The organism is Pseudomonas fluorescens, from assembly GCF_012974785.1.
In the GTDB taxonomy this organism is placed as follows: Bacteria; Pseudomonadota; Gammaproteobacteria; order Pseudomonadales; family Pseudomonadaceae; genus Aquipseudomonas; species Aquipseudomonas fluorescens_BT.
Map to the genome: position 1 here is coordinate 3,006,316 of NZ_CP027561.1, position 12,340 is coordinate 3,018,655.

The 12,340-nt window shown below is 59.9% G+C and carries 9 protein-coding genes and 1 pseudogene; 4 read left to right on the top strand and 6 right to left on the bottom strand.

Annotation, left to right across the window (positions count from 1 at the left end; all coding sequences use genetic code 11):
• Positions 1 to 97: 97 nt before the first annotated feature.
• Both C6Y56_RS13470 and C6Y56_RS13475 read right to left on the bottom strand, forming a co-directional pair.
• Entirely contained in the window at positions 98 to 1,846 is a 1,749-nt protein-coding gene (locus C6Y56_RS13470; protein WP_169430294.1) for a phosphoethanolamine transferase CptA, read from the bottom strand.
• Between the two features lie 213 nt (positions 1,847 to 2,059).
• Positions 2,060 to 2,242, bottom strand: a complete 183-nt coding sequence (locus C6Y56_RS13475; RefSeq protein ID WP_169430295.1) for a DUF6026 family protein — start codon at positions 2,240 to 2,242, stop codon at positions 2,060 to 2,062.
• A gap of 272 nt (positions 2,243 to 2,514) precedes the next feature.
• Here C6Y56_RS13475 and gnd point away from each other — a divergent pair, with 272 nt between their 5' ends.
• Genes gnd through C6Y56_RS13490 form a run of 3 tightly spaced genes read left to right on the top strand, consistent with a single transcriptional unit; the run spans position 2,515 to position 5,821 of the window.
• Positions 2,515 to 3,495 carry a phosphogluconate dehydrogenase (NAD(+)-dependent, decarboxylating) gene (gene gnd / locus C6Y56_RS13480; RefSeq protein ID WP_169430296.1) on the top strand — a complete coding sequence of 327 codons (981 nt, stop codon included), beginning with the start codon at positions 2,515 to 2,517 and terminating at the stop codon, positions 3,493 to 3,495.
• The gene (gene zwf / locus C6Y56_RS13485) at positions 3,492 to 5,015 is read left to right on the top strand and encodes a glucose-6-phosphate dehydrogenase (protein WP_169430297.1); all 1,524 of its coding nucleotides are present in this window, start codon (positions 3,492 to 3,494) and stop codon (positions 5,013 to 5,015) included. The genes gnd and zwf overlap by 4 nt, the downstream gene beginning before the upstream one ends.
• Entirely contained in the window at positions 5,012 to 5,821 is an 810-nt protein-coding gene (locus C6Y56_RS13490; protein WP_169430298.1) for an HAD family hydrolase, read from the top strand. The genes zwf and C6Y56_RS13490 overlap by 4 nt, the downstream gene beginning before the upstream one ends.
• Before the next feature lie 46 nt (positions 5,822 to 5,867).
• Here the strand turns inward: C6Y56_RS13490 and nhaB are convergent, their stop codons facing one another.
• The 3 genes from nhaB to C6Y56_RS13505 all read right to left on the bottom strand — a co-directional run bounded on the left by nhaB (position 5,868) and on the right by C6Y56_RS13505 (position 9,282).
• A complete protein-coding gene (gene nhaB / locus C6Y56_RS13495) occupies positions 5,868 to 7,370 on the bottom strand; it encodes a sodium/proton antiporter NhaB (protein WP_169430299.1) in 1,503 nt (500 codons plus the stop codon).
• 74 nt (positions 7,371 to 7,444) lie between these two features.
• Positions 7,445 to 8,734: a hypothetical protein gene (locus C6Y56_RS13500; RefSeq protein ID WP_169430300.1), complete on the bottom strand. Its 1,290-nt coding sequence runs from the start codon at positions 8,732 to 8,734 to the stop codon at positions 7,445 to 7,447.
• Positions 8,735 to 9,015: 281 nt separating this feature from the next.
• Positions 9,016 to 9,282, bottom strand: coding sequence for a hypothetical protein (locus C6Y56_RS13505; RefSeq protein WP_169430301.1), 267 nt, complete (start codon positions 9,280 to 9,282; stop codon positions 9,016 to 9,018).
• Positions 9,283 to 9,626: 344 nt separating this feature from the next.
• Here C6Y56_RS13505 and C6Y56_RS13510 point away from each other — a divergent pair, with 344 nt between their 5' ends.
• Positions 9,627 to 10,952, top strand: coding sequence for a sigma-54 dependent transcriptional regulator (locus C6Y56_RS13510; RefSeq protein ID WP_169430302.1), 1,326 nt, complete (start codon positions 9,627 to 9,629; stop codon positions 10,950 to 10,952).
• Between the two features lie 80 nt (positions 10,953 to 11,032).
• Here the strand turns inward: C6Y56_RS13510 and C6Y56_RS13515 are convergent.
• Positions 11,033 to 12,336, bottom strand: a pseudogene (locus C6Y56_RS13515) (hypothetical protein).
• Positions 12,337 to 12,340: the final 4 nt, after the last annotated feature.

The window sequence follows — 12,340 nt, forward strand, 5'->3', positions numbered from 1 at the left end:
GAAGGGGGAAAGGGCGATTTAGTGACAAGCGAGAAATATTGTCATTTCCAGGTGTTGCGAGGGCATGAAAAAAGGGCCGTTTCCGGCCCTTTCCAGGTTACTGCTTGACCACTTCTTTCGGTGCGTCCTCGGGCTTTTTCGGCTTCATCAGGCTGAAGTCGATCAAGGCGCGCTGTTCGCGTTCGTAAGGGTTGCCGATCAGCAGCGGACGCTGCTTGAAGCTGTCGCTGACCACGCTTTTGCTGCGGTCCAGTTCATCGAAACTCAAACCCGCCAGGTCCGCCCAGGTGTGGATCAGGTGCGCGCTGCTGTAAGGCCGGCTCAGATCCGCGGCAAAACTCCAGTAGTGGTTTTCGCGCCACTTCGGCGACGCCCAGGCCATGAACGGAATGGTGTACATCGGCGCGGTCGGTTTGTTTTCGTTACGACCCAGGGTGGTGTGGCCCGCCGAGTCGAACACGTCTTCACCGTGGTCGGAGAGGTACAGCAGGAAACCGTTCGGATCGGACTTGGCGTAGTCCTTGATCAGGCTCGAGACCACAAAATCGTTGTACAGCACTGCGTTGTCGTAGCTGTTGTAGGTCGGTACCTGATCGTCACGCACGCCGGCCGGAACGCCGTTGCGGTCCTGGAACTTGTCGAAGCTCGGCGGATAACGGTACTGGTAGCTCATGTGCGTGCCGAGCAGATGCACGACGATCAGCTTGCGCGGTGCCGGATCGGTCAGAGCCTTGTTGAACGGCTCGATCACGTCGCCATCGTATTGCGCGGCGTTCTGGTTGCGGTTGTTGTTCAGGTACACCTGCTCGTCGGCCTGTTCGGAGAAGGTCGTGAGCATGGTGTTGCGCTTGGTCATGGTCTGCTGGTTGGTGATCCAGAAGGTCTTGTAGCCCGCCTGTTTCATCATGCTGACCAGCGATGGTGTGGACAGGTACAGATCCGGGTTTTCTTCGTCGGCGAAGGTCAGCACCTGTTGCAGCGCCTCAATGGTGTACGGGCGCGGGGTGACGACGTTATCGAAGACCGACAGTTGATCCTTGAGCTTGTCCAGCTCCGGTGTGGTCTTGCGCTGATAGCCGTAGAGGCTCATGCGCTGACGGTTGGTGGACTCGCCGATCACCAGCACCAGTGTTGCGGGCTGATTGGCACCGGAGTCCTTGAGGTTATGCAGGGGCGGAATCTTGCTCGCGCTGTGGAGCATGCCCTGCATTTCGCCGAGGGTTTCGAGGTAGCGGTGATAGGCCACGGCCATCTGCCATGGCACGGCCGGTTCGATGCGGGTTTCGAACTTCTCGAAACCGCCGGCGAAGCTGCCGGTGCGCTGGGTCTGCTTGACCAGCGGATAACCGACCACTGCGATCAGAATCGCCATGGCCGCCACGAAGGCCCGCCCGCGAGGCATGTAGACCGGGCGCAGGCGAGTCCACAGGAAGTAGGCGAAGGCGGTGTGAGCGAGGAACGCGGGGATCATCCACCAGGCGAAGTATTGGGTGATGTACTCGCCGGCTTCCGACACGTTCGACTCGAACATGATGAAGATGACGCTCTGGGAGAACTCCTGCTGATAGATGAAGAAGTAACCCAGGCTGGCCATCGAACAGGCCCACAACACCACGCCGATCACGGCGGCGAGCAGACGGGTGCGCTTGGGAAACAGCAGCATCGGCGCCAGCCAGACGGCGCTCATCACGAACGCTTGACGGAATCCGGTGAAGCCGGAGGTGCCCGTCAGCTGGATCAGCAGTTGAGTGATTCCGGAGAAGTACCAGAAGAATACAAACAGCCAGATGAAACCGGCCCAGTCAAAACCTGCCGCAGCAGTCTTGCTGCGTTTAAACAATGCCATTCAGCACTCCAACTCAGTCACCATTGCCACCGCCGGGACGTTTCATGAACTCGGGAGCATGAAACCGACGAACGGAAGCCGCGCGCGGACACGCACGGCAGAATGGGCAGGAGTATCAACAAGCGAATGTGAAAACTTCGTTAGTTGCTGCAAATGGCGGAGGGCGGATCATGTCGGGAACAGCAGGGCAGCGGTTCCCGATCAGGCGGGCGGTCAGGCGTGGGGTGAGCGCTGGACGCGTGGCAGAGGCTGTGGCTCGACGCCTTGGGTCATCAGACGCAGTTGCGCCAACTCTTGTTTAAGCTGGTCGCGTTCGTCCTTCAGCTGACGAAGTTCATCGCGGCGGATCGTGACGTAGAGGGTTTGTGGCGGCATTGCTGTGTGTACTGTGCCCATTGCTCACCTCGCAAATGGCGTGTCTCAACTGCAGATCAGCCCCGGTTTCGAGCCTTGACCTGCTATCGGCGCCGATTCTGGTTTCTTTTGCTCGTGAATGGAACTTTTTTATTTTTCATGGTCGTTGTGTCTTCGCCACGTTTCCCGACGTTATCAGTCTGGATCGGGCACAATGCCCGGAAACTTCACACCGACGCTCTGGACTAACCTCCTTGAGAGCGTTGGGCTATAACCTTTGACACACTTTTATTTGTAGTAAGGAGCATCAGCACATGCAACTCGGGATTATTGGACTGGGCCGCATGGGCGGCAATATTGCACGGCGTCTGATGCTCAACGGTCACACCACCGTTGTTTACGACCGCAATACCGCCTTTGTCGACACCCTGGCCGCCGAGGGCTCTACCGGCGTCGCCGATCTGCCTGCGCTGGTCGCGGGCCTGGCCAAGCCGCGTGCCGTCTGGGTCATGCTGCCGGCCGGCGCACCGACTGAAGACACCATCGAAACGCTGAGCAATCTGCTCGAGGCCGGCGATACCATCATCGACGGCGGCAACACCAACTATAAGGATGACATCCGTCGGGCCAAGACGTTGGCCGAGAAGGGCCTGCACTACATCGACGTCGGTACCTCCGGCGGTGTCTGGGGCCTGGAGCGCGGCTACTGCATGATGATCGGCGGCGATGCCGACACCGTTAAGCGTCTGGATCCGCTGTTCGCCGCTCTGGCGCCGGGCATGGGCGACATCCCGCGCACCAAGGATCGCAAATCCGATGACCAGCGTGCCGAACACGGCTACATCCACGCAGGTCCCGCCGGTGCCGGTCACTTCGTGAAGATGATTCACAACGGCATCGAGTACGGCATGATGGCGGCCTTCGCCGAGGGCTTCGACATCCTCAAGACCAAGTCCAGCGAGCTTCTGCCGCAAGACCAGCGTTTCGACCTGAACGTGGCCGACATCGCTGAAGTCTGGCGTCGTGGCAGCGTGGTGTCGTCGTGGCTGCTCGACCTCACCGCCGATGCCCTGGCGGTCGACCCGAAACTCGACGGTTTCTCCGGCTCCGTGGCCGACAGCGGTGAAGGTCAATGGACCATCGAAGCGGCCATGGAACAAAAGGTGCCGGTACCGGTGCTGTCCAACTCGCTGTTCTCGCGCTACCGCTCCCGCGGCCAGGGCACGTTCGGTGACAAGATCCTCTCGGCCCAGCGCTTCGGCTTCGGCGGCCACGTAGAGACTGCGAAGAAATGACCCATACGATCCGCAGAAAATCCAAGGCAGAACCCGCACCACCGACCACGCTGTTTTTGTTCGGTGCCCACGGTGACCTGGTCAAGCGCTTGCTGATGCCGGCGCTGTACAACCTCAGCCGCGACGGCTTGCTTGACGAAAATCTGCGGATCGTGGGCGTTGATCACAACGCCATCACGGATGAAGCCTTCGCCCAAAAGCTTGAAGACTTCATCCGCACCGAAGTGGCAGCGAAGGTCGGCAAGGGCGATCAGATGCTTGATCCAGCCTTGTGGGCCAAGCTCGCCAAAGGTATCAGCTACGTCCAGGGCGATTTCCTGGACGACAGCACTTATTCCGCGCTGGCGGCGAAAATCGCCGACAGCGGTACCGGCAATGCGGTGTTCTACCTGGCCACCGCGCCGCGTTTCTTCAGCGAAGTGGTGCGCCGACTCGGCGCCGCAAAACTGCTGGAAGAAACCCCCGAAGCGTTCAGAAGGGTGGTGATCGAAAAGCCGTTCGGCTCCGATCTGCAAACCGCCGAGGCGTTGAACGCCTGCCTGCTCAAGGTCATGTCGGAAAAGCAGATCTACCGGATCGATCACTATCTGGGCAAGGAAACCGTACAGAACATCCTGGTCAGCCGGTTCTCCAACAGCCTGTTCGAGGCGTTCTGGAACAACCACTACATCGACCACGTGCAGATCACCGCCGCCGAAACCGTCGGCGTCGAAACCCGTGGCAGTTTCTACGAGCACACCGGCGCCCTGCGGGACATGGTGCCCAATCACCTGTTCCAGTTGCTGGCCATGGTCGCAATGGAGCCGCCGGCCGCGTTCGGCGCCGATGCGGTGCGGGGCGAGAAGGCCAAGGTGGTCGGCGCGATTCGTCCATGGACCACCGAAGAGGCGCGGGCCAACTCGGTGCGCGGCCAGTACAGCGCCGGTGAAGTCGCAGGCAAACCGGTGGCCGGTTATCGCGAAGAGGCCAACGTGTCACCCGACAGCACCACCGAAACCTACGTGGCGCTGAAGGTGATGATCGACAACTGGCGCTGGGTCGGCGTGCCGTTCTACCTGCGCACCGGCAAGCGCATGAGCGTGCGCGACACCGAGATCGTCATCTGTTTCAAACCGGCGCCGTATGCGCAGTTCCGTGACACCGAGGTCGATGAGTTGCAGCCGACCTACCTGCGTATCCAGATCCAGCCCAACGAAGGCATGTGGTTCGACCTGCTGGCCAAACGGCCGGGGCCGGCGCTGAACATGGCCAACATCGAACTGGGTTTCGCCTACAAGGACTTTTTCGAAATGCAGCCTTCCACCGGCTACGAAACCCTGATCTACGACTGCCTGACCGGTGACCAGACGCTGTTCCAGCGTGCCGACAACATCGAGAACGGCTGGCGTGCGGTGCAGCCGTTTCTCGACGCCTGGCAACAGGACGCGAGCGTACAGAGCTACGCCGCTGGCGAAGACGGGCCTCAGGCCGCCGATGATCTGCTGACTCGCGATGGTCGCGTCTGGCATGGTCTCGGATGAGAGAGCCGATCCGTTTTCTGCTGAGCGACATGGACGGCACGTTGTTGCTGCCCGATCACAGCCTCAGTCAGCGCACCATTGATGCGGTGCGCTCGTTGCGCGAAGCGGGCGTGCTGTTCAGCCTCGCTACCGGGCGCCCGCCCAAGGCCATGTTGCAGCAGATCGAAGCCCTGGGCGTCGATCTGCCGACTGCGGCATTCAACGGCGGCACGATCGTCAACCCGGACGGCAGCATTCTGGTCGCTCACTACCTGCCGGCCACAGCGGCGCTGACGGCACTGGCACTGTTTGCCGATCAGCCGGAGGTCGAAATCTGGGTGTTCAGTGGCGGCGACTGGCTGCTCAAGGATCCGCACGGGCCGATGGTCCCGCGTGAACAGCATGGCCTGGGTTATCCGCCGGTGGTGGTCGACAGTTTCGAGCCGTACCTGGAGCGCATCGACAAGATTGTGGCGACCAGCAACAACACCGGCCTGTTGATCGAGCTGGAGGCGCGTTTGCTGCCTACGGTCGAGGGGATGGCGCAGGTCTCGCGTTCGCAGCCGGTGTATCTGGACGTGACGGCGCTGGAAGCCAACAAGGGCGCCGCACTGGTGACTCTGGCCGAACATCTGGGCGTGCCGCTTGCCCAGACGGCAGCGATCGGCGACGGCGGCAACGACCCGGCAATGTTCCATGTCGCCGGCCTGTCGATTGCCATGGGCCAGGCAGAAGACGCAGTGAAGCGTCAGGCGGATGTGGTGACCGGGCCAAACACCGAGGACGGTGTGGCGCAAGTCATCGAGCAGCACATACTGTCGCGTTGATCGATGCATAAAAAAAACGGGAGCCCCAGGGCTCCCGTTGTTGTTTTTACAGCCAGTAACTCACGGCATACCAGCCCAGCAATCCCATCACCACGGTGTAGGGCAACGCCATCCACACCATTCTCCCGTACGACAGCCGCACCAGCGGCGCAATCGCCGACGTCAGCAGAAACAGAAATGCAGCCTGACCATTGGGTGTCGCCACGCTTGGCAGGTTGGTGCCGGTGTTGATGGCAATGGCCAGCGTCTCGAAGTGTTCACGGCTCATGTGGCCGGACAGGAATGCCTGTTTGACCTCGGTGATGTAGATCGTCGCCACAAACACGTTGTCACTGATCGCCGACAACAGACCATTGGCGATGAACAGCATCCCCGGTTGCTGCTCGGCGGGCAATGCCAGCACCCACTGGATCAACGGCGCGAACAACTGTTGATCATGGATTACCGCCACCACGGCAAAAAACACCACCAACAGCGCAGTGAACGGCATGGCGTCCTTGAACGCGCTACCCAGCCGATGCTCATCAGTGATGCCGCTGAAAGCGGTAATCAGGACAATCACCATGAGGCCGATCAGGCCCACTTCAGCGATATGAAATGCCAGCCCGGCAATCAGGATCAAGGCGGCAGCGCCCTGTACCAGCAGCGCGGCACGCTGGCGAGGCGTGCGTTCGGCATCGTCTTCGGTGGCGTAATCGGCGAGAACGGCGCGGACGTTGTCCGGCAGCAAGGTGCCGTAGCCGAACACGCGCAGTTTCTCCAGCAGCATGCAGGTCAACAGACCGGCCACCAGTACCGGCAGGGAAACCGGCGCAACCTTGAGGAAAAATTCGGCGAAGTGCCAACCCATTTCATGGCCGATCAGCAGGTTCTGTGGTTCGCCGACCAGCGTGCAGACGCCGCCCAGTGCAGTCCCGACAGCACCATGCATCAGCAGGCTGCGCAGGAAGGCACGGAACTGCTCCAGATCCTCGTGATGCAGCTTGGGCAAATGTTGATCGTCGCTGAACTCACTGTCCTGGCGCGGATCGTTGCCGGAGGCGACCCGGTGGTAGACCGAATAGAAGCCGACGGCCGCGCTGATGATCACGGCGGTCACGGTCAATGCGTCGAGAAAGGCCGAAAGAAACGCCGACAAAAAGCAGAACATCAACGCCAGCAGCATCTTCGAACGCACGCCAAGCAGCAGGCGCGAGAACAGAAACAGCAGCAGATCCTTCATGAAGTAGATGCCGGCGACCATGAACATCAGCAGCAGAATCACCGGAAAGTTGTGCTGCAACTCTTCGTACAGTGCCTGGGGTGTTGTCATCTTCAACAGCAGGGCTTCGATCAGCAACAAACCGCCAGGCATCAGCGGATAGCATTTGAGCGCCATGGCCAGGGTGAAAATGAATTCGATCACCAACAGCCAGCCAGCGGCCACCGGGCCTGCCGACCACAGCACCACGGCATTGAGAATCAGGAACCCGACGATGCACGCCTTGTACCAGCGGGGCGAATGCCCGAGAAAATTGTGCGCGAACGCCTGAGCCATCGAACCGGACATCGGTTGCTCCTTGCTTTAAGAAGCGCGCAAGGTGCCGCAAGCGTTGAGCAAGATCAAGTGCAGGAAGTTTCTGTTCATGGGTTCAGATAGCGCGCCACTACGGCGCGGTAATTGCCATCCAGCGAATAGCCGCCCACCAGAATGCCTCCTTCCGGTCGCAGCGCCAGCGACGTGGCGGTATCGAGGCTGCGGCCCAGTCGCGTGCGCAACCAGCCGCGGCCCGCTCCGAAGCTTTGGTCGAGGCGCCCGTCGGCCAGATAGCGCGCGACGATGAAGTCGGCCTCGACCCCGCCAATCGTGGCGCCTGCCGCGATGAGTCGACCGTCCGGCATGCGCTGTGCGGCGCTCCACTGGCAGCCGCTGGGGCCGATGTCCAGCAGGGTGGATTGGCCGTTGTGGCAATGCAGGTCGGGGCGGCCGTTGATGTGGACAGAGAGCGCCAGGCAGCGGATCGGGTCGCGGCTGCTGCCAAAGCAATGCAGGTGATCCGAGGATTCGATGACCTGGTTGACCAGCGCGCTGTGCCCTTGAGCCTTGAAGGCCAGGAAACCATCCAGCGCAAAGCGTTCGTCGAGCCGCCCGTCCGGCAGGTAGCGTGCGAGCAGGCCTTGCTGGGGGAAGTCAATGGCGCCGGCCACCACGATGCGTCCGTCTTTCTGCAACAACAGGCCGCCCAGCCAGGTGTTGAGCAACAAGTGCCGAACCATCACAAAGCCCCGGCCATTGAAGGTCTTGTCCAGAAGGCCATCGGGGGTGACGCGGATCAGCATGCCGACGTGGTCCGCCAGTGAGCAGTGGTGATTGGCAATAAGCAGGATATGCCCGTCATCCTGGACTGCGAAATCGCAGGCTTCTGCCCCCGGGACGCCGGGTGGCAGCCAGGTGTCGCGAGTGCCCATGGACAGATCACCGGGCAAACACACTATTTTCCGGCCGTTGTCGCCGAACTCCGGGGCGCGTCGGCCCTGCGCATCGAACAGGGCGAGGGCGGGCAAGGTGCGATGTTCGGACTCGTAATGCAGGCCGGCCAGCAGGATTCGCCCGTCGGACAAGACCTGAACCTTGCTGCCCGTGGCTTCGAAACCAGAGGCGAACTGGCCGATCACGCTGCCCTGAAAGCCGAAGCCTAGATCCGCAGAGCCATCATCCAGCAGACGGGCCAGGCCGAAACGGCTGCCTTGGGGCGTGCCGACCTTGGCGGCAATCAGGATACGACCTTGCGGGTCAAGAGCTACATGCTGGGTCAGGCTGGATGTGCTGCCGGCAAAATAAACCTGAGTCACGCCGTTGTTGGCAAACGACTTGTCGAGTTGTCCGGCATTGTTCGCCAGCGTCGGCAGCGCAATAGCGGTTTGGATTGACATGCATGTTTCTCCTTGCGAGTCGACCCGTATTCATGAAGAGGGGCGATAACGGCATGGCGAAACATTCAATCCCTGAACAAGCGCAAGTACAACTGACAGAACTAACAGGTGGAGGGTCGCACTGTGCCAGAACAGTGACTTTTTGAACCAGTCGCAAGCCTGCCAAGCATTCAGGCGCGAAAGTATTGAGGAAAGTTATACAAAGTGGCTGAAGTTAAAAAGGATTCAGCAACTTGAAGAAGAGGGCGGATGACTGGAAAGTCATCCGCATTGCCCTCGGATCAGTGTGGCATCGACCAGGACTGCAGTGCGTAACCTTCGTCGCTCAGTTCGGCACGGGCTTGTTGCAGCAGGTATTCGAGTTGCGCAGGATCGGAGTAGGCGCTGCTTGGGATGCAGGTGCGGCCAATCTGCGAATTGGTGCGGTCGATGACGGTCAGGCTCAGTTCGCCATTGCCGTCTTGTGGAGCCCAGGCCACGCACTGGAAAGGTTTGAAGGCGTGGTTGGCAATCAAAAGAGCTTCGTTGATACGGAGCGGGGCGGTCATGGGGTCTTCTCTCTATAGTGCCCAATCAAGTGATGTGCCGTCGGTTGGGCTTACCGTTCGGCGAGTTACTTGTACTGATGCACGCAACCCGCTGACAGGTCACACCGGATTTAAAGAAATTTCGACTTTCTTTCATACAATCTCTGTTACGGCGTTTTTTGAAAGCTGGGTGAAAGATTCGAGTCGATAGCTGACTAATAAAACGGGTTCTTATAACTGCTTCGCTTGTACGCCTATAAGCAATTGATACAAGGCGCCGTCAAATTCTTGCTAATGTTACAGCCAGGTCTGCCAAATGACTGTTTTTACAATCATTTCCTATAATTTGGCGCCAAGGAACAGTCATGAGCGAAGCGCCTGCGTTACGACGTTTATTGGTAGTCGACCCTTGTGACGACTGTCACCGATTACTGCCCGGTCTACGTTCGGTCGGCTGGGATGTTGACAGTTGCAGCCTGGAAAATGCCGCCGACCGCAGTTGCGATGTCGGCTTGCTGCGTTTGCAGCCTTTTCACCTGGAGCGACCCGAAGCGGTCAAGGAATTGATCAGCCGTAGCGGCACCGAGTGGATCGCCGTACTGAATCAGGAAGTGTTGCGCCTGCAGAACGTCGGGGACTTCGTTTGTGAATGGTTTTTCGACTTTCATACCTTGCCCTTCGACGTGTCGCGGGTGCAGGTCACACTGGGCCGGGCGTTCGGCATGGCGCGCCTGCGCGGCCAGGGCACGATTCATGTCGACCAGCCGGAACACGAGCTGCTCGGCGACAGCAAACCGATTCGCGAACTGCGCAAGCTGCTCAGTAAACTGGCGCCCACCGAGTCGCCGGTACTGATTCGCGGCGAAAGCGGCACCGGTAAAGAACTGGTCGCCCGTACCCTGCATCGACAATCGCAACGGCACAACAAACCGTTCGTGGCCATCAACTGCGGGGCAATCCCCGAGCATTTGATCCAGTCCGAGCTGTTCGGCCACGAAAAAGGCGCGTTTACCGGTGCCCACCAGCGCAAGGTCGGGCGTATCGAGGCGGCCAACGGCGGGACATTGTTTCTCGATGAAATCGGCGATCTGCCGCTGGAGCTGCAAGCCAATCTGCTGCGCTTTCTCCAGGAAAAACACATCGAACGGGTGGGCGGCAGCCAGCCGATCCCGGTGGATGTGCGCGTGCTGGCGGCCACCCACGTCGACCTTGAAGCGGCGATCGAGAAGAAGCGCTTTCGTGAGGATTTGTACTACCGGCTGAATGTGCTGCAAGTCGTCACCGCGCCTTTGCGTGAGCGCCATGGCGATCTGTCGATGCTGGCCAACCATTTTTCCCACTTCTACAGCCACGAAACCGGGCGCCGGCCGCGCAGTTTCAGTGAAGATGCCTTGATTGCAATGGGCAAGCACGACTGGCCGGGCAATGTCCGGGAACTGGCCAACCGTGTACGCCGGGGCCTGGTGCTGGCCGAAGGACGACAGATCGAAGCCCGTGACCTGGGCCTGATCAGCCAGCAATCGATTGCCACCCCGATGGGTACCCTCGAAGACTACAAGACCCGCGCCGAACGCCAGGCATTGTGCGATGTGCTGAACCGGCACAGCGACAACCTCAGCGTGGCCGCCAAGGTGCTGGGGGTTTCCCGGCCGACGTTCTACCGCTTGCTGCATAAACACCAGATCCGCTAGGGCGCGGTGCTTCTTCCGACAAGAAGCTGAAAAGGCCCGCTGCGATGCACTCGCAGCGGGCCTTTTCATAGTGTGGCGGGTTAGAAGTAGTACGGGAATTTCAGGCTGAAGGAGAAGTCCGGGGCATCGTCGGTCATGCCGATGGACAGGTTGGGCACGATGGTCAGATTGTCGGTGGCCGCGATGGTCATGCCGACGTTGAAGTAACCGGCGTTGGCGTCGCTGGACACCACCGATTGCCAATCCCCGCCATCCTGTTTCAGCTTGCTCTTGCGTTGCACAAGGTCGGATACGGAGAACGACATACTCATCTTCTCGTTCAGTGCGAAGGCAACCCCGGCGCCAATCTGGAAGCTGTCGCCGATGCGTACCTTGCCTGGGTTCTTCTGGTTGACATCGGAACTGATGTCGTCAAACGACTCCTCGAAGTTGTGGGTGTAGGACAGACTGCCGAACAGCACGGCCGGGTCAAACGTCTTGACCAGCGAGATGCCCGGTGTGATCGACCAGACGCCGTTGCCGGTCGGCAAGGTGTCGGGAACGAACAGGTTGTTGTTGTCGTCGGTCTTGCGCAGCTTGATGCCGAACGGATCCTTGCCGGTTGGCGCCTTGACCCGCAAGGAGACCACGGCGTCCGGGGTGTTGGCCGATTCGTCCAGGAACTTGTACGCAATGCCGAAGTTGACGTCGCCGATAGTCGGGTCGCGGCTGACGTCCTGTTCGGTGGTGACGTTGGAGGCGCCGCCGTTGCCGCCGCCGGACTGATAGGTCGATTCCCGGTAGATCACTGGCACGTTCAGGTCGAATTGCCAGCGGTTGTCGAAGTTGTAGCGGCCTGTCAGGTCCAGCGTCCAGGTGTCGGCCTTGATCCGGTCGAGGTTGATGTTGCCGAGAAAAATCGAGTCCAGAGCCAGGAAACCGTTGAGAATCAGCTGGCGCGTGTCATAACGCGAATAGGTGATACCGGTTTCGAAGCTGAATTTGCCGCCCCGAAGAAACCGCTGGCTTCGTCGTACAGGTTGGACACACTCTGTGCCGGTTGTGAATCGTCGGCCAACGATTGGCCATAGGATGCGCCACTGCCCCCGGCGGCGCCCCCCGACGCTGCTGCAGCCCCGGTGCCGGTGGCGACCCGGTTGCCTTTCATGTCCGAAGGCGATTTGGCCAGGCGTTTTGGGGGTGGAGAAGCGGGTTGCTCTTCGACCTGGCGGACTCGCTGTTCGAGCACCGCCAAGGCTTTTTGTTGTACTTCGTATCGTTGCTTAAGCTCCAGAAGTTCCTGTTTCAGGGCTTCTACATCGGCATCGGGTGCTGCTTGCAGCATCGCCGCGGGTAGAAGAGTACTCAAACATACAGCGGCACGCAGTGATACTGATCGATACATGAAT